Raw genomic sequence first — 17,469 nt, forward strand, 5'->3', positions numbered from 1 at the left:
CCATCGTGACCGCACGCACCGAGCACCACCGGCCCGCGCTGCCGGCCGCGGTCGGCCTCGTGCTGGTGGGCATCGCCTCGGTCCAGCTCGGCGCGGGCTTCGCGAAGCTCCTCTTCGACGACATCGAGCCCAACGGCGTCGTGTGGCTCCGGCTCGCGACCAGCGCCGTCGTCCTGCTGCTGTGGGCGCGTCCCCGGCTGTCCGGACGGAGCCGGGTCGACTGGCTCGTCGCGGCCCGGTACGGCGTCTGCCTGGGCACCATGAACTGGGCGATCTACCAGTCGTTCTCGCGGATCCCGATCGGTGTCGCGGTCACGATCGAGTTCATCGGTCCGCTCGTCCTCGCGGCGATCGGCTTCCGCCGTCCCCGCGACCTCGGCTGGGTGGCGCTCGCCGCGCTCGGCGTGGTCCTGCTCGGCTTCGAGCGGGGCCACCTGGACGCCGCGGGAGTCGGCTACGCACTGCTGGCCGGCGTGGCGTGGGCCGGCTACATCCTCTCCAGCGCCGCCACCGGCGAGCGGTGGCCGGGCATCGACGGACTCGCCGTCGCCGCCCTCGTCGCCGTCCTGCTGCTGTCGCCGCTGCTGCTGACCGTCGACGGCGGCGACCTCGTCGACGGCCGGATCCTGGCGATCGGCGCCGCCGTCGGCCTGCTGTCCTCGGTCGTCCCCTACAGTGCGGAGCTGGTGGCGCTGCGCACGCTGCCCGCGGCGACCTTCGGCGTCCTGATGAGCCTCGAGCCCGCGGCCGCCGCCCTGGCCGGGCTGGCGGTGGTCGGGGAGGACCTCGCCGCGATCCAGTGGGTCGCCATCGGCTGCGTCGTGGTGGCGAGCGTCGGCGCCACGCGGGCGACCCGCCCGGACCGCGCGATTCACCCAGATGTCACCTCGGAGTGACCCGTGCTGCACGTGTGCGTCCCTAGGCTGGAGCCTCCCCGACCCCGTCCGGAGGCCACCGCCATGACCCTCCTCAACCTCGCCCAGGCCTGGACCCGGTCCTGGGCCCAGCAGTCCCAGCAGCACGCCCGGCGCAACGCCATGATCGCCCTGACCGAGTGCACCCAGCGACGTGCGGAGCGCGAGGAGGTGGAGCGCTACCTCGCCGAGCGCGGAGCCGCGCGTGCCGCCCGACCCGCACCGCGCGAGGTCACCGTCTCGCTGCACGCCTGACCGGTCGTCGTACACCTCCCTCGCGGGAGGGGCGGCGTCGGGCACAATCGCGGTCATGGCGACCCCTGCTCCCCGGCCCGAACAGGCCGTCCGGTCGGCTTCCCTGGCCTTCCGCGACATCCTGTCCGACGACGGCACGCACGTCCGGGCCTGGACGAACGACCCCGACGGGGTCATCGACGGCCCGACGGTGGTGCTCTGCAACGGCCTCGGCACCAACCCGTACCTCTGGCCGTGGCTGCTCGACCCCGCGTGCGGGGTCCGCATCGTGTCGTGGAACCACCGGGGCGTCGGCGGCTCGGAGCGCCCCCGGGACCGCAAGCACGTGGAGATCGAGCACTTCGTGCAGGACGGCCTGTCCGTCATGGACCACTTCGGGATCGACCACGCGGTGCTGATGGGCTGGTCGATGGGCGTCAACACCGCCTTCGAGCTCGCCTACCGCCACCCGGAGCGGGTCCGCGGCATCTTCGCGATGTGCGGCGTCCCGGGCGACACCTTCGCGACCATGCTCGCGCCCTTCCACCTGCCCCGCTTCGCGGCCCGCGCGATCACGGTCAACGCCTGCCGGGTCGCGCAGTTCTCCGGCTTCGTCGCCAACCCGGTCGTCCGCCGCATCCCGATGGGCCTCCGCACGGTCCGGCTGCTCGGGCGCACCGGCTTCATGTTCCCGGTCGCCGACCCCGAGGCCGCCGCGCTGGGCCTGCAGGAGTTCCTGACCACGCCCGTCGACTGGTACGCCCGGCTCGCGATCGGCACCTCCCGCCACGCGCGGGTGCGGCTGAGCCGGATCGACGTCCCGACGATGTTCGTCTCCGCGACGTACGACGTCCTGGCGGGCGCCCGCGACATGGCCAGTGCCTCGCGGCGGCTCGCGGACCGCGGCATCGACACCGACTACGTCGAGCTCAGGGGCTCCCACTTCGTCCAGCTCGAGCAGCCCGAGCGGGTCCACCAGCTGCTGCTCGACTTCCTCGCCGGCGTCGAGGGCAGCGAGGGCCGGGCGTGACCCGCCACGCCCTGGCCGGCTCCCTCGCGGCGCTGGCACTGCTCGCGACCGCCTGCGGGCAGGGCGGCAACGAGGTGGACGTCGACGTCTCCGGCACGGCCACGGCGGCGCCGACCGGCACCGTGCAGGACGGCAAGATCACCTTCGAGGTCGACGGCGTCCCCGACGTCGTCGCGACGATCGCGTCCGGCCTGGCCGTCCCGTGGGGCATCGACTTCCTTCCCGACGGCCGCGCCGTCGTGACCGAGCGCGACTCCGCGCGCGTGCTCGTCGTGACGGCGCCCGAGGTCGCCGGGGGCAAGCCCACGAAGGAGGGGGGCGAGGTCGTCACCGCCGGCGAGATCGCCGAGGCCGACCCGGGCGGCGAGGCCGGCCTGCTCGGCGTGGCCGTCTCCCCCACCTTCGAGAGCGACAGCCTCCTGTACTTCTACGTCTGCACCGCCACCGACAACCGGGTGGTGCGGGCGCAGCTCACCAGCAAGGGCCTCGGCGCGACCGAGGCCGTGCTGACCGGCATCCCCACCGGCTCCAACCACGACGGCGGCCGCCTCGCGTTCGGACCGGACGGCTACCTCTACGTCTCCACCGGCGAGACCGGCGACCGCAAGCTGGCGCAGAGCAAGAAGTCGCTCGCCGGCAAGATCCTGCGGATCACCACCGACGGCAGCCCCGCGCCGGACAACCCGTTCGGCACCGCCGTCTGGTCGTGGGGCCACCGCAACGTCGAGGGCCTCGCCTTCGACACCGACGGCTCGCTGTGGGCCTCGGAGTTCGGCGACAAGCGCGCCGACGAGCTCAACCGGATCCTGCCCGGAGAGAACTACGGCTGGCCCGTGGTCGAGGGCACGGGCGGGCCGAAGAGGTTCACCCAGCCGCAGCTGACCTGGCGCACCGACGAGGCGTCCCCCTCAGGGCTCACCTATGCCGGGGGCTACCTCTGGATGGCCGCCCTTCGCGGTGAGCGGCTCTACCGGATCAAGGTCGCCGCCGGCCAGGTCAGCGACCCGGCGGCGTACTTCGAGGGCACGGCGGCCGGCGAGTACGGCCGCCTCCGCACCGTCGCCCGCGCCCCCGACGGCCGCCTGTGGCTGACGACCAGCAACAAGGACGGCCGCGGGACGCCCGGCGCGGACGACGACCGGATCCTGCTCGTCGAGCCGTAGGTCCGGTCGTCGCCGCAGCGGAGCAGTCAGGCGGTCAGGCTGCCTTGTTGGCGTGCATCACGCCGGGCTGTCCGAACGACCCACCCGCGTCCTTCGAGAATCCCGTCAGCTGGGCGTAGGCGCAGCCCGCCGGGATGTTCTTCACGGTGACGGTCAGGTTCTTCTTTCCCAGCTTCGCGAGTGGAGGGGACTGGTAGGTCCCGGCGAGTGCTGCGGCCGTCACGTCGAGGCTGCCGTCCTTCACTGTCACCGTCCCGCACCCGTAGGGGCCGTCGATGCGGAAGCCGATGGTGGCGGGCGTGCTCGACGTGGAGTTCTGCAGGATCGCCGTGAAGGTCGCGACCTGGGTGCCGGAGATCGTCGGGGCGGTGGCGATCTGGTAGCCCCGCCCGGGACCGCCGACCGCGGCTTGGCTGCCCTGCTTGATGAACAGGTCGTGCGACGTGGCTCCGGTCAGGAAGGCCGGCTCCTCGGCGATGAGGTAGAAGGTGTCCAGGTAGGTGCCGTCGGTCGCGTAGAGGTTGACCGTCGAGTAGTGCTCGTACGCCGCCGTTCCGCCGGGGACGGCGATCTTGATGGTCAGCGTCTGGTTGCCACCCTCCGGGATCGCCTTCGTGTAGTAGCCGTCCGGGCTGCTGGCCAGCGACTTCAGGAGCAGTGACCCGTCGTACAGGTGTGCCTGAGCGCCGGTCCAGTCGTTGATCTGGATGCGGAACTGGGCGAGCGTGCTGCCCGTGTTGCGCACCTGGAACGTGTAGGTGAGCGTCACGCCCTCCTTCCCGACCTGGCTCACGAGGTAGCCGTCGGTGTAGGCGGAGCCGCCGGGTCCCTTGACGACGAGGTTGCCGTCGTGGCTGGCGGCCGAGGCGGACGGTACGACGGCGAGGGAGGCGGCCAGCACGGCGACCGCCCCGGTGACGAGGACGACCAGCGTCCTCCGGATCTTCTTCAGGACAGGCATGGTGGAACCCCCGGGGAGCTCGGGTTGCGGGTCACCCCCATGACGACCCGCTGACGCTCGCGACGCTAGTGCCGCGGGCCCTCCCCGACATGGCCCGAAGTGACCACTTCGCCCCGTGTGATCCGTGCCTTGCGCGCGGCCCGGCGCAGGGTGGTCAGCACCGCGGGGCCGAGCAGCGCGATGGCGAGCGCGTTCATGATCGCCCGCCCGGTGTCCCAGCCGCCGGTCGACGTCAGCAGCGTGTAGACGAGGAAGTGGTGCAGGTTCTCGAGGACGGGTGCGCCGGGCACGTAGGACAGCTCCGTGGAGTCCTGGCCGGGCACCTGCACGCCGGCGATGAACGGCCAGCCCTGCAGGTTCATCAACAGCCCGTAGAGGTACGCCGACAACACGCCGTAGGCGACGAGCATCGCGATCTCCGCGCGGCCGGTGACGCGGCGCGGCAGCAGGCCGGCACCCATGCCGACCCAGGCCGCGACGAGCATCTGGAAGGGCAGCCACGGCCCGACGCCCGCGGTCATCAGGGCGGAGGCGAAGAGCGACGTGCAGCCCAGCACGAAGCCGAAGCCGGCGCCGAACACCCGGCCGCCGAGGATCAGCAGGAAGAAGACGAGCTCCAGGCCCGCCGTTCCGGCGCTGACGACGCGGAGCACGGCGTTGACCGCGGACAGGACCCCGAGCAGGGCGAGCACGCGCGCGTCCATGCCGCCCTCGCTGACCTCCGCCGCGACGACGGCGAGGATCAGCGGCAGCAGCGCGAGGAACAGGAACGGCGGGTCGACCCGCTCGGCGCTCGGGTCGACGTCGAGGAGCAGCGGCCACGCGAGCATCAGCAGCCCGATCACCGACGTGAGGGCGAGGACCAGCCGGGAGCGGCCGGCGAGCGGGACTGCGACGCCGTTCACGGCGCCTCCTGCTCGGTGGCGGGCTGCAGGGCGGCGGCGACCTCGGCGACGGTGAGCCAGCCGTGCCCGAGCACCTTCGCCACCTGGGGCGCGAAGGCGGGCGACTCGGCGACGGTCTCCGCGACCGGGCCGTGGGAGACCACCTCCCCGTCGGCGAGGACGACGAGCTCGTCGGCGACCTGCGCCACGAACTCCACATCGTGGGTCGCCACCAGCACCGCCCGCTGCGCGCCCGGCTCGGCGGCGAGCTCGCGCACCACCTCGGCCAGGGCGTGCTTGGCCGGGTAGTCCAGGCCGCGGGTCGGCTCGTCGAGGAGCAGCACCGGCGGCCGCGCGGTGAGCACGATCGCGACGGCCAGCGCCAGCCGCTGGCCCTCTGACAGGTCGCGGGGGTGCTGCGCAGCATCGATGCCCGGGGCGAGGCGCTCGAGCAGACCGGCACAGGTGCCGGCCGCCGCGTGGGCCGAGGAGTCCGCGGCGGCGCACTCCTCGGCGACGGTCTCCAGGTAGAGCAGGTCGGCGGGGCTCTGCGGCACCAGTCCGGTCGTCGCGCGGCGCTGCTCCGCCCTGAGCTGCGCCGGGTCGGCGCCGGCCACGCGCACCGTGCCACTCGCCGCCGTGTGGCGCCCCTGCAGGGTCCAGAGCAGCGTGGACTTGCCGGCGCCGTTGCGGCCCATGAGCGCGGTCACCACACCGGGCCGCAGGCTCAGGTCCACCTCGCGCAGCACGGGCGTGCGGCCGTGGCTCACCACGAGACGTCGTACGTCGACCACGGGCTCGGTCGCGGCCGGCACGGGCCGGACCGGGGCGGCCGGCAGCCGCTCCAGCAGCGCCGGCGCCCGGCGCCGCGCGTCGCGGACCGCGAGCGGCAACGGGTCCCAGCCGGCCAGGCGGCCGAGCTCGACCAGGGGCGGTGCCGTCGGAGCGTCGCGCAGGACCTCGGCGGGCGCGCCGATCCGGACACTGCCCGGCCGGTCGGCGTCGGCGCCGAGCACGCAGAGCCGGTCGGCGAAGGGCACCACCCGCTCGAGCCGGTGCTCGGCCAGCAGGACCGACACGTCGAGGTCGTGGACCAGCCGGGTCAGCGTGGCCAGGACGTCCTCGGCGGCCGTCGGGTCCAGCGCCGACGTGGGCTCGTCGAGCACGAGCAGCCGCGGGTGGGTGGTGAGCACGGAGCCGATCGCGACCCGCTGCTGCTGGCCGCCGGACAGTGTGCGCAGGTCACGGTGACGCAGGTCGGCGATGCCCAGCAGGTCGAGGGTCTCCTCCACCCGGCGGCGCATGGTCGCGGGCGCCAGGCCCAGTTGCTCCATGCCGAAGGCCAGCTCCTCCTCGACCGTGTCGGTGACGAACCAGGCCGGCGGGTTCTGCCCGACGAAGCCGATCGTGTGGGCGCGCTCGCGCGACGGAAGGTCGATCACGCTGGTGCCGTCGAGCAGCACGTCGCCGGTCAGCGTCCCCCCGGTGAAGGCCGGCACGAGGCCGGCCACCACCCCGAGCAGGGAGGACTTGCCGACACCGGTGGGACCGGCGAGGACGACCAGCTCGCCGGACTCGATCGTCAGGTCGACCCCGTCGAGCACGGGGTGCGCCCGGTCGTCGTACACGAGGCGGAGGTCGCGCAGCTCCATCATGAGGCCACGACCTCCCGGCTGCGGGCCGTCAGCGGCGGCGGCGCGGTCCACACCGGCACCACCGCGACCAGCACCGCGGCGAGAGCGGGCAGGGTGACGACGGGGACGGCGAGGACCCCCGGGTGGGCGACCGCGACGTCCCACTCGGCGAGCGCCCACAGGCCGGCGCCGGTCGCGACGCCGGACAGGGCGACGACGACCTCGGCCGCGCGCCAGCGGTCGGGGCGGTAGCGGGTCCGCTCCACGCGCCGGCCGGCCGAGACGAAGCCCGCGAGCGCCAGGGCGGTGCCGAGGGCCAGCATCGGCAGCGCGAGCAGCCGCGGCGCCGTCGAGTCGAGCATCGCGTAGACGCCCACCACGACGCCGAGCAGCCCGGCGACCATCAGGGTGCCGGTGGTCCGGCGCTGGCCGAGCGTCGCCGCGCCGCTGCGACCGTAGCCGCGCGCGTCCATGCCGGCCGCCAGGGCGAGCGAGCGCTCGAAGGCGTCCTCCAGGACGGGGACGAGCAGGCGTCGTACACCCCGCACCCGGCGGAACCGTCCCTCCGGGCCACCGCGCAGCTGCTGGGCGGCCCGCACCCGAGCGGCGCTGTCCGCGAGCTGCGGCAGCACGTTGATCGCCACCGTCATCGCGGTCCCGATCTCGTAGAGCGCCGGCGGCAGCGACTTCATCAGCCGCTTCGGGTTGGCCAGCGCGTTGGCGGCGCCGACGGCGATCAGCAGGGTCGCCAGGCGCATGCCCTCGTACGTCGACGCGAGCAGCTCCTCGCGCGTGAACGGCCCGAGCAGGTCGATGCCCGCCGCGACGTCGGGCAGCGGGACGCTCGGCAGCGTGAACAGCACGTGGCCCGGCGCGTTGCCGCCGAGCAGGATGCGGAAGAGCACCCGCACGACCACCACGACCACCCCGAGCCACACGTAGAGCCGGAACGACCGCGCCCACGGCTGGTCCGAGCGGCAGGTGAGCACGGTGAGCGTGATCGCGCCGAGCAGGAGCCCGAGCAGGAACGGGTTCGTCGTGAACGACGTCCCCACCGCCAGCCCGAGGGCCCAGACCCACCAGGCGACGGGGTGCAGGTCCCGCGCGATCCTCATCTGCTCGCCCGCCGGTGGCTCAGCCGAGCCGGCGCCGGATGAGGGGTACGGCGCCCGCCGCACCGAGCACGCCGACACCCAGGCCGACCAGGGCCCAGGTGGGGAACGGACCCGACTCGTCGTCGGTGTGCGCGACGTCGTCGGTCTCCGGGCCCGCCGTGATGTCCTCGGCGCCCGGCACGGCGCTGCTGGACGCGTCGGTCGGACTCGCCGTCGCCGTCCCGCTCGACTTGCCGGTCGGGCTCGCGCCGGCCGAGGGGGTCCCTGACGGGGTGGCGCTGGTGCTCGGGTCGGTCGGGGTGTCCTCGTCGCCACCCTTGTCGCCAGCCTTGTCGCCCTTGTCGCCCTTGCCGCCGGTGCTGCCGCCGGTGCTGCCGGAGTCCTTGGTCGGGCTGGTGGTCGGCGTGGACGTGCGGGGATCAGGTCGTACACCCGGCGGGGTGCCCTGCGTGCCAGAGCCCTCGTGCCATGAGAAGGCGACATACCCGCCCGCCGGGGCGTCAAGCGAGTCGACCCCGAGGGTCGAGTACTTCCACGGCCCACCCTGGCCGTCGGCCCACCACAGGCTCCAGTAGGCGTCGGCTCCCGTGCAGTCGCGATCGGCAGGCTTCTCGTTGACGGTGCAGACATAGCCCTGCATGCCCGGCGCCGGGCTGTACGCCAACCGGAAGCCCGCCTGCTGGAACGCCTCCGCTGCCGTGCTGGCGCTCGCTGCGCATCCCTTACGGAGGTCGTCACTCCCGCCGACGAGCTCGTTGAAGTCAACGAACACGACGGTGCCCGCCGTGCCGCCGCAGCCCGCAGCTGCCCTCGCCTCCGCGGACGCGCCGAACAGCCCGGTCGCGGCGACGAGCGCCACGGCCGGGCCGATCCCAATAACGAGTCGGCGGAGGAGCACTCAACTCACCCGGAAGGACTTGGTACCCACGCGGTTGGCGAAGGCGCCCTGGACCCGGACCGACTTCAGGCCCGTCGTCCGACCGAGGGGGAAGGCGTAACCGTAGGTTCCGGTCGACGTGGCCTTGCCGGTCTTGATCACCTTGCCGCCGTAGATGACCTTTACTGGCTCGTTGGCGGCGAGACCGGTGACCCGGACCGTCTGCGTCCCACCGCGAGGCACGACCGTGCGGGTCACCGTCGGGCTGAGCGTCTTGGCGGCGAGGGCCTTCACCGTGGTGGTCGCGGACGTCCCGTCGGCGACCGTCAGGGTGATCGTCTTGGTGCCGGTCGCTCCGGTCGGCACCTTGGCGCTGATCGAAGCCGTGCCGGCGAGGCCGGCCGAGCCCGGGACAGTGCCGGCGCACACCCAGGAACCGGGAGTCAGGCCCGTTGCCTTGACGGTGGCGCGGCCGCCGGTCTGGACGTACGTCGTCGGACCAGTGAGGGTCGGGGTGCTGGCGGACGTCGGCGCCCACGTGAGGGCCGGGAGGGCCTGGGCCGACCCGAGTCGCCACTGGTACTGCTTATCGATGGGGATACCAGCCGTCCGCCCGCCCGCCAGCGCGGCGTCGTCGTAGGCGATCGCACCAACCTGGGTCGCGAGCTGGTCCGTGCATCCCGTCACCGTCTGCACCTGGTGGCGGCGCAGCCAGATCGCGGCGTTGGTCGCAGCGTCGACGTCACCTAGCTCGCCGAGCGCCCATCCGGCAAGGCCGGTGCTGTTGGTGTTGGAAGAAGCGGTCGAGGCACCGCCGTTGAACGAGCCGTCCGTCTTCTGGCGCGACAGAAGCCATGCCTCCGCCTTGCCGACAGCACGTGCGACCCGCGGAGTGGCGTTCGCGACGTCCTCGCCGAAGACGATGAGGAAGAAGGACGTGACATCGGGGTCGGCCGCATCATTGCCCGGGCAGCTTCCCTCTTCCTGCCCGATGTCGAGTGCGAACCCACCGCCCTCGCACTGGTGAGCCAGCAGCCAATCGGTTGCCTTCTCTGCCTCGGGGCTGCTGGCCGTAGCGAGCGTCTTGGCGGCGAAGGTCTGGGAGATCGTGTTGGCGTAGTTGCCAAAGGTCGATGTGTCATTGGCCGCGCCGGTCGTGTCGTCGACCTGCGTCTCGAGGCGCGTGATCAGGTTGACGCCGCCGAAGCTCGTCGCATCGCCGCCGGTGGTCTGCGCGAAGTAGGCGCTCTTGGCGACCGGTCCGGCATAGGTGCTTCCCGTGTCACCGAAGGCATCACCCGTGATGTAGCCCTCGATCTCGCCGGCGACCGCATCCCTGATGGCGGCGACGTCCGCGTCGTGGTCGCCGACGACCGCCAGGGCAAGCGCGATGTCAATGCTCGTGCTGTAGTCCTGACTGTCGTACTGATCGTTGTGCACGATGCCGCTGGTCAGCTGGCTGATCAGCCACGTAGCGCCGTCGCCGACCGGGGCCGCCGTGGCTGCGTGCGCCTGCGGGGCGATGAGGAATGACGACGCGGCCAGGACGCTGACGGCGAATGCGCCGCCGACGCGACTTCCGGTGCTCGCGAGCATGCTGTTTCCTTCCCGCTGCACGCAGGCGGGAGGCGGTCGAGCCGACATCCCGCTGCTCTCCACGACAGCGATTCGTGTCAGGACGTGCGCAGCAGGTGCTCCGGCTCGCCACCCCGAGGCGGCCTACGGTTGCGGGTCAGCGCCGGACTTCGACCGGCTTCCCCCACCACGGACGTGGACTGTGAACTATCGACCGCAGGATACCTCTCTGCGACCGATCGGCCGCCTCGACGAACCTCCGGACATGCCGCTGGCCCCGCCGGAGGGCGGGGTGTGGGGCTTGGTGGTCAGTAGCCGTCGAGTGGTGTTGTGCCGGCGGGGCCGACGTGGAAGTGGTGGCCGTGGGGGCTGGTCCACAGGTAGTGGCCCGGCGCGATGACGAGGTAGCGCCATTGGCTGTGGGTCTTGGCGCGGTGGTGCCTGCGGCAGAGTGGGACGAGGTTGCACGGGCAGGTCTTGCCGCCCCCGCCGTGGGGCTTGGCGTGGTCGAGGTCGCAGCGGACCGCCTGTTGGGGACAGTTCGGGAACCGGCAGGTGTGGTCGCGGAGCCGGACTCGTCGCTGGTGGCGGTCGGGGATCTCGTAGGAGTCGACCGGAACGCAGTCGGCCAGGTTGATGACCGGTCGCACGATGACGGTCGTGCCCGGGACCTGCAGCCACTCCTTGACCTGGGTGACGTGGACGGGTGACCTGGTCTCCTCACACCGCCCGACGTTGTTGTCGCCGGTGAAGGCGGTGTCGGTGATGTGGACGTTCAGCTCCACCCGCCGGCCGGGAGCTTGGGCGATGACCTCGCCAGTCGTCTCGTCGGCGATCAGCAGGTCGAGGGCGAGGTCACGGCGGGCGATCGCACCCACGGCCTTCGCCCGCCGGACGTCGAGGGAGTCGGTGTCGCCGAGCTGGCCTCGCAGTGCTGCTTCGCGGGCGACGGCTTGGTTGAAGTCGTGGCCGTCGGCCGCATCGAGGTAGGCGTCGAGGTGCACGCCGCCGTGCTCATCGGTGTCGGTGATGTTGCAGTGACGGTGCTCGTTCGCGGCCTGGCGTTCGGCCTCGGCGCGTTCGGGGTCGAACCGGAGGATCGCCTCGGTCACGAGGCGTTCGAGCTGGGCCCAGCCGACGCCGCCGACGGCGGCGTTGAGGTGCCGGTCCACGAACTCCGCTGCTTCTGCCGGCAGCGACCTCGTCAGGTCAGCGATGCGCTGGGCCCGCCACGGCGCAACCCGGCCGTCCACCACCGCGGCGTACAAGAGGGGGAGGCGCCAGGCGCACTCGATCACCTGACCCACATACGACCGCCCACCATCCGGCGACCTGCCAAGCACCGCGATCAGCTCCATCAGCTGGAACTCCGACACGAGCGGGGCACCCGGGCCGGCGATCGGGACACCCGTGTCGAGGTAGCCCTCCGTCAGGGTCGCGGCGCCCTCGGGACTGTCGACGATGTTGGCCTCGGCCCACGACGTGATGGCCTGCCACTCGCGGACGATGAGGGCGTCGCGGAGGTCGACACCGTCACGGATCTCGGACAGCAGCGACGCTGTCGAGACAGCTGTCGCGGTGCCGCTGATTCCGAGATCCATGACTGGATTCTCCCATCGACCTCCGACACAACGAAGCGACGGAAACCCGCCTGTGGACAGGGGAAAGTCCCTCGACGGGGTGTGCAGAACAAGTGGCGCAACGAGCGAACACGAGGCCGCCGGACCGCACCCGACCGCGCAACCGAGCCCCGCGCCCAGCCTCCTCGTCGCTGCGCTTGAAGACCCGACCACAGGCATACCGCAGGGCACAGCAGGTGCACCGGAGCAAGAGGTTTCGAGGCTCGGCGCTGGCGCGCCTCGCACCTCAACCAGCGGAGGGGGCACAGCGGGTGCACCGGAGCCAGGGGTCTCGAGACGGTCGCTGCGCGACCTCCTCGACCACCGAGGTCGCTGCGCGACCTCCTCGACCACCGGAGGCGTCTCGCAACTTTCCGGGCGGAGCCGGCGTCTCCTCCAGCAGCACTCCTTCTCGGAAAGGTCGAACCATGAAGCGCCTCACCCTCACCCGCTCCACACTCGCCGGGCTGCTCGTCGCAGCCGGCACCGCCCTCGGCTTGGCCGCACCGGCCGGGCCGGCGCTGGCCGACGTCACCACGCACGCCGCGGCGCCGACGTACACGGGCGTCGTGACCTCGGCGACCGGGCTCACCCAGCGCGTGGCGCCCAGCACGCACGTCCCGCGCTCGGGCACCGCCATCCGGCGAGGCGCCGTGCTGGTCCTCGACTGCCAGCTCAACGGGACCGTCGTCGACCGGAACCAGCGCTGGTACAAGATCCACGGGCGCAACGCCTGGGTGTCGGCGCGCTACGTGCGCAATGTCGGTGCCGCGCCGCTCGGTTGCACGGCCGGTGACTGGGCCTACGAGGTCAAGGTGGGCACGAACATCCGCCAGGGGCCGAGCACGCTGGACCGCGCGATCGGCTCGCTGGCGCGCGGCACGGAGCTGAACACGCGCTGGATCACCCGCACCGGGCAGGCCGTCGACGGCAACCGCACGTGGGTGGCCGTCGCCACGGCGAGCGGCAACCGGGGCTGGATCTCGGTGACCAACCTGCGCCTCGTCGGCTGACCGGGAACCCGTGGGCGCGGCGGCGCGTCGGACCACCATGCGACGACACGCCGCCGCGGCTCTCGGGACCCTGCTGCTCGCCGCCCTCACCGGCTGCGCCGACGACGGAGCCCCCGCCCCCACCGGTACGACGGCAACGCCGGCCACCATCGCGAGCCACGCCCCCGACGTCCTCGTCTCCGTCAGCTCCACCGGCGGCGAGGGCTCCCCCGCCCCGGGAGTCCCCGACGTCGAGGTCCGCGCGGACGGCACGGTCTTCCTCCGCACGGACGACGGCCTCGGCGTCGCCACCGCCACCCTGTCCGGGGACGGCCTGGCCCAGGTGCGCGAGGCCTTCGCGCCGGTGTCGATGCGGCAGGCCGACTACGCGGAGAGCGACTGGACGGACCAGCCGACGACGTCGGTCCTCTCGACGCTCGGCGAGCGTCCGGCGTCGATCAGCGTCTACGGCTTCGGGCACGACGACGAGGTCGACGACCCGGACTGGGACCGCCTCGCCGCGGCGCTGGAGACCCTGGACGACCTGGCCGCGGCCGCGACTCCCGCCGCCTACCGCCCGTCCACCGTCACCGTCGTCCTCTCCCCCGTCACCGAACCGGGCCGGGCGTGGCCGCTCACCCCACTGGCCCGGCTCGCGCAGGGCTGGACCGCGACCGGGCAGCCGTGCGTCCTCGCCCGGGGCCGCGACGTCGCCACCCTGCAGGAGATCGCCACGCACGAGGGGCGCGAGGGCCTGGTCTGGGCGGGCCTGGCGGTCGACGTCCGGCCGGTCCTGCGTGACGCCCCCTCCGGCTGCGCGGCGGCGCCCGCCGACGGGATCGGCATCGGCTGGTTCCACCGGGTCCGCCTGGCCCCGGCTCCGCACCGGCCGACGCCCGTCGAGGCGTGGCGGGCCGCCGAGGCCGTCGAGGTCGCGGCCAGCGCTGCGACCGGCCAGGAGCCGCCGGAGGGGCAGCTGTCGTCGTACGACACCGTCTGGAGCGCCGGCGGCGCCGGCCGGCACCGCTGGATCGAGGTCCGGGCGACCTACCCGGCGCAGTTCCGCGACGACCGGCCCGACGTCCCCACCACGTGGCGGGTCCGGGTGGACGCCGCCACGGGCGAGGTGCGCGCCCTCGAGGTCGAGGGCGAGGACGTCAGGACAGCTTCTCGAGGATGAGCTCGCGCACGCGGGCGGCGTCGGCCTGCCCGCGAGTCGCCTTCATGACCGCGCCGATGACCGCGCCCGCGGCGGCGTGGTTGCCGCCCCGGATCTTGTCGGCGATGTCGGGTTGCGCGGCGAGGGCCTCGTCGATGGCGGCCAGCAGCGGGCCGTCGTCGGAGACCAGCGCCAGGCCGCGCTTCTCGATGACCTCGGCGGCGGTGCCCTCACCGGCGATCAGGCCGTCGAAGACCTGGCGCGCCAGCTTGTCGTTGATGGTCTTTGCGTCGACCAGTGCCTGCACCTCGGCGACCTGCTTCGGCGTGACGCCGACCTCGGACAGCTCGACGCCGGCGTCGTTGGCGCGGCGCAGCAGGTCGGCGACCCACCACTTGCGGGCCGACTGCGGGGCGGTGCCCTCGGCGACGGTCGCCTCGATCAGCGGCAGCGCCCCGGAGGCCCAGACGTCGCGCATCTCCAGGTCCGAGAAGCCGTACTCCTCCTGCAGGCGCGCCCGCTTCTGGGTCGGGTTCTCCGGCAGGGTGGCGCGCAGCTCCTCGACCCACTCGCGCGACGGCGCGACGGGGACGAGGTCCGGCTCGGGGAAGTACCGGTAGTCCTCGGCGTCGGACTTCTCGCGGCCCGACGAGGTGGAGCCGTCGTCCTCGTGGAAGTGCCGGGTCTCCTGGAGGACCTTGCCGCCCGCGTCGAGGATGCCCGCGTGGCGCGACATCTCGTAGCGGACCGCACGCTCGACCGAGCGCAGCGAGTTGACGTTCTTGGTCTCCGAGCGGGTCCCGAGCGTCGTGGAGCCCTTGGGCGCCAGCGAGAGGTTCACGTCGGCGCGGATCGAGCCCTGGTCCATCCGGGCGTCCGAGACGCCGAGGGCCACGATCAGGTCCCGCAGCTGGGCCACATAGGCCCGGGCCACGGCCGGCGCCTTCTCGGCGGGCACGAGGATCGGGCGGGTCACGATCTCGATGAGGGGGATGCCGGCCCGGTTGTAGTCGACCAGCGAGTAGTCGGCGCCGTGGATCCGGCCGGTGGCGCCACCGACGTGGGTGGACTTGCCGGTGTCCTCCTCCATGTGGGCACGCTCGATCTCGACCCGGAAGGTCTCACCGTCCACGTCCACGTCCAGCCAGCCGTCGAAGGCGATCGGCTCGTCGTACTGCGACGTCTGGAAGTTCTTCGGCATGTCCGGGTAGAAGTAGTTCTTCCGGGCGAAGCGGCACCACTCGGCGATCGAGCAGTTCAGCGCCAGGCCGATCCGGATGGCGCCCTCGACGGCCTTGCCGTTGACGACGGGCATCGCGCCGGGCAGGCCCAGGCAGGTCGGGCAGACCTGGGTGTTCGGGTCGGCGCCGAACTCCGTCGGGCAGCCGCAGAACATCTTCGTGTTCGTGTTGAGCTCGACGTGGACCTCGAGGCCCAGGGCCGGGTCGTACTTCGCGACGACCTCGTCGAACGGGACCAGCGTGTCGCTCATCGTCCACCCTCCAGGGTCGGAGCCTTCGCAAGGATCGGACCGCCCCAGCGGGACGTCAGCGCCGCCTCGACGGCCGCGCCGACCCGGTAGAGCCGGTCGTCGGCGAGCGCCGGGGCGAGCACCTGGAAGCCGACCGGGAGGCCGTCCTCCTCGGCGAGGCCGGCGGGCACCGAGATGCCGGGGACGCCGGCGAGGTTGGCCGGGATGGTGGCGAGGTCCTGCAGGTACATCGCCAGCGGGTCGTCGAGCTTCTCCCCCAGCGGGAACGCCGTGGTCGGGGAGGTCGGCGACACGAGGACGTCGACCGACTCGAACGCCGCGGCGAAGTCGCGCGAGATCAGCGTGCGCACCTTCTGCGCCGTCCCGTAGTAGGCGTCGTAGTAGCCGCTCGAGAGGGCGTAGGTGCCGATCATGATGCGGCGCTTGACCTCGTCGCCGAAGCCGGCGTCGCGGGTCGCCTTCATGACCGCCTCGGCGCTCGGGTCGCCATCCGGTACGACGCGCAGGCCGTAGCGCATGGCGTCGAACTTGGCGAGGTTGGAGGAGCACTCGGCCGGCAGGATGAGGTAGTAGGTCGCCATCGCGTGCACGAAGGTCGGGCAGGACACCTCGGTGACCTCGGCGCCGAGCTCCTTCAGCAGGTCGACCGTCTCGGCGAATCGCTGCATGACGCCGGGCTGCCAGCCGTCGCCGGCGAGCTCCTTGATCACGCCGACGCGCAGGCCGGAGAGGTCGCCGGTCGCACCCTGGCGCGCCGCCTCGACGTAGGCGCCGACGGGGACGTCGACCGACGTCGAGTCGAGCGGGTCGTGCCCACCGATCAGCTCGTGCAGCAGCGCGGAGTCGAGGACGGTCCGGGTGACCGGGCCGACCTGGTCGAGGCTGTTGGCGAGCGCGACCAGGCCGTATCGCGACACCCCGCCGTAGGTCGGCTTCACGCCGACGGTGCCGGTGACGGCGCCCGGCTGGCGGATCGAGCCGCCGGTGTCGGTGCCGAGGGCCAGCGGGGCCTCGAAGGCCGCCACGGCCGCGGCCGAGCCGCCGCCGGAGCCGCCCGGGATGCGGGTCTGGTCCCACGGGTTGCGGGTCGGGCCGTACGCCGAGTGCTCGGTCGAGGAGCCCATGGCGAACTCGTCCATGTTGGTCTTGCCGAGGATCGGCAGGCCTGCGGCCTTGATCTTGCGGACCACGGTGGCGTCGTACGGCGGCACCCAGCCCTCGAGGATCTTCGAGCCGCACGTCGTGGGCAGGCCCTGCGTGGTCAGCACGTCCTTGACGGCGATCGGGACGCCGTCGAGCAGGTGACGGGTCTCGCCGGCGGCGCGGCGGGCGTCGGACTCGGCGGCCTGCACGAGGGCGCCCTCGGCGTCGACGTGGAGGAAGGCGTGCACGCCGGCCTCGGCGTCGCCGTCGACCGCGGCGATCCGGTCGAGGTGGACCTGGGTCAGCTCGACGGACGTGGTCTCGCCGGCGGCCAGGGCGTCGGCCAGCTCGGCGGCGGTCTTGCGGATCAGCTCGCTCACTGCTCGTCCCCCAGGATCCGCGGCACCCGGAAGCGCTGCTCCTCGGCCTCGGGCGCGCCGGAGAGCGCCTGCTCGGCGGTCAGGCCCGGCACCACCACGTCCTCACGGAAGACGTTGGTGAGCGGGACCGGGTGCGAGGTCGGCGGCACGTCGTCGCCAGCCACACCACTGATGGACGCGACCGCCTCGAGGATCACGTTGAGCTGGGGGGCCAGGTGGTCCAGCTCGGCGTCGTCGAGGTCGATCCGGGCGAGGTCGGCCAGGTGGGCCACCTCGTCGCGGGACAGTTGGGACATG

Annotated in this window: 16 protein-coding genes and 1 riboswitch; of the genes, 6 read left to right on the forward strand and 10 right to left on the reverse strand. The window is 72.8% G+C overall.

Features of this window, described 5'->3' with window-relative positions:
• The first annotated feature begins 5 nt into the window (after positions 1-5).
• The 4 genes from AC2YHB_RS20560 (at position 6) to AC2YHB_RS20575 (ending at position 3,341) form a co-directional block, all read left to right on the forward strand.
• Positions 6-896 (forward strand): EamA family transporter, encoded by an 891-nt coding sequence (locus AC2YHB_RS20560; RefSeq protein ID WP_487354536.1) that lies wholly within the window; start codon positions 6-8, stop codon positions 894-896.
• 63 nt (positions 897-959) lie between these two features.
• Positions 960-1,169 carry a hypothetical protein gene (locus AC2YHB_RS20565; protein WP_036541439.1) on the forward strand — a complete coding sequence of 70 codons (210 nt, stop codon included), beginning with the start codon at positions 960-962 and terminating at the stop codon, positions 1,167-1,169.
• 55 nt (positions 1,170-1,224) lie between these two features.
• Positions 1,225-2,178 carry an alpha/beta fold hydrolase gene (locus AC2YHB_RS20570; RefSeq protein WP_487354537.1) on the forward strand — a complete coding sequence of 318 codons (954 nt, stop codon included), beginning with the start codon at positions 1,225-1,227 and terminating at the stop codon, positions 2,176-2,178.
• Positions 2,175-3,341, forward strand: a complete 1,167-nt coding sequence (locus AC2YHB_RS20575; RefSeq protein ID WP_487354538.1) for a PQQ-dependent sugar dehydrogenase — start codon at positions 2,175-2,177, stop codon at positions 3,339-3,341. The genes AC2YHB_RS20570 and AC2YHB_RS20575 overlap by 4 nt, the downstream gene beginning before the upstream one ends.
• A 34-nt stretch (positions 3,342-3,375) precedes the next feature.
• Here the strand turns inward: AC2YHB_RS20575 and AC2YHB_RS20580 are convergent, their stop codons facing one another.
• The 7 genes from AC2YHB_RS20580 to AC2YHB_RS20610 form a co-directional block, all read right to left on the reverse strand.
• Complete coding sequence (locus AC2YHB_RS20580) at positions 3,376-4,302, reverse strand: hypothetical protein (RefSeq protein WP_487354539.1); 927 nt, start codon at positions 4,300-4,302, stop codon at positions 3,376-3,378.
• A 65-nt stretch (positions 4,303-4,367) separates the two neighbouring features.
• A complete protein-coding gene (locus tag AC2YHB_RS20585) occupies positions 4,368-5,207 on the reverse strand; it encodes an ECF transporter S component (RefSeq protein ID WP_487354540.1) in 840 nt (279 codons plus the stop codon).
• Positions 5,204-6,841 (reverse strand): ABC transporter ATP-binding protein, encoded by a 1,638-nt coding sequence (locus AC2YHB_RS20590; protein WP_487354541.1) that lies wholly within the window; start codon positions 6,839-6,841, stop codon positions 5,204-5,206. Before AC2YHB_RS20590 ends, AC2YHB_RS20585 begins: the two co-directional genes overlap by 4 nt.
• Positions 6,838-7,935: a CbiQ family ECF transporter T component gene (locus AC2YHB_RS20595; protein ID WP_487354542.1), complete on the reverse strand. Its 1,098-nt coding sequence runs from the start codon at positions 7,933-7,935 to the stop codon at positions 6,838-6,840. Before AC2YHB_RS20595 ends, AC2YHB_RS20590 begins: the two co-directional genes overlap by 4 nt.
• Positions 7,936-7,954: 19 nt before the next feature.
• Positions 7,955-8,794, reverse strand: coding sequence for an ICP22 family protein (locus AC2YHB_RS20600; protein ID WP_179647671.1), 840 nt, complete (start codon positions 8,792-8,794; stop codon positions 7,955-7,957).
• A gap of 39 nt (positions 8,795-8,833) precedes the next feature.
• Positions 8,834-10,408: a prenyltransferase/squalene oxidase repeat-containing protein gene (locus AC2YHB_RS20605; protein ID WP_179647672.1), complete on the reverse strand. Its 1,575-nt coding sequence runs from the start codon at positions 10,406-10,408 to the stop codon at positions 8,834-8,836.
• 73 nt (positions 10,409-10,481) lie between these two features.
• Positions 10,482-10,607: riboswitch (cobalamin riboswitch) on the reverse strand.
• A gap of 88 nt (positions 10,608-10,695) precedes the next feature.
• Positions 10,696-11,988: an HNH endonuclease signature motif containing protein gene (locus tag AC2YHB_RS20610; RefSeq protein WP_179647673.1), complete on the reverse strand. Its 1,293-nt coding sequence runs from the start codon at positions 11,986-11,988 to the stop codon at positions 10,696-10,698.
• A 446-nt stretch (positions 11,989-12,434) separates the two neighbouring features.
• Here AC2YHB_RS20610 and AC2YHB_RS20615 point away from each other — a divergent pair, with 446 nt between their 5' ends.
• Positions 12,435-13,019, forward strand: coding sequence for an SH3 domain-containing protein (locus AC2YHB_RS20615; protein ID WP_179647674.1), 585 nt, complete (start codon positions 12,435-12,437; stop codon positions 13,017-13,019).
• A 37-nt stretch (positions 13,020-13,056) separates the two neighbouring features.
• Positions 13,057-14,178, forward strand: coding sequence for a hypothetical protein (locus AC2YHB_RS20620; RefSeq protein ID WP_487354543.1), 1,122 nt, complete (start codon positions 13,057-13,059; stop codon positions 14,176-14,178).
• Here the strand turns inward: AC2YHB_RS20620 and gatB are convergent.
• The 3 genes from gatB to gatC are packed head-to-tail and all read right to left on the reverse strand — an operon-like array spanning position 14,156 to position 17,468.
• Positions 14,156-15,649 (reverse strand): Asp-tRNA(Asn)/Glu-tRNA(Gln) amidotransferase subunit GatB, encoded by a 1,494-nt coding sequence (gene gatB, locus AC2YHB_RS20625; RefSeq protein WP_179647676.1) that lies wholly within the window; start codon positions 15,647-15,649, stop codon positions 14,156-14,158. The two genes, AC2YHB_RS20620 and gatB, sit on opposite strands and share 23 nt — an antisense overlap.
• Positions 15,646-17,172 (reverse strand): Asp-tRNA(Asn)/Glu-tRNA(Gln) amidotransferase subunit GatA, encoded by a 1,527-nt coding sequence (gene gatA, locus AC2YHB_RS20630; protein WP_036541420.1) that lies wholly within the window; start codon positions 17,170-17,172, stop codon positions 15,646-15,648. The genes gatB and gatA overlap by 4 nt, the downstream gene beginning before the upstream one ends.
• Positions 17,169-17,468, reverse strand: a complete 300-nt coding sequence (gene gatC / locus AC2YHB_RS20635; protein ID WP_036541416.1) for an Asp-tRNA(Asn)/Glu-tRNA(Gln) amidotransferase subunit GatC — start codon at positions 17,466-17,468, stop codon at positions 17,169-17,171. Before gatC ends, gatA begins: the two co-directional genes overlap by 4 nt.
• Between the last annotated feature and the right edge of the window lies 1 nt (position 17,469).

This window comes from Nocardioides sp. SRI_004 (assembly GCF_057586415.1).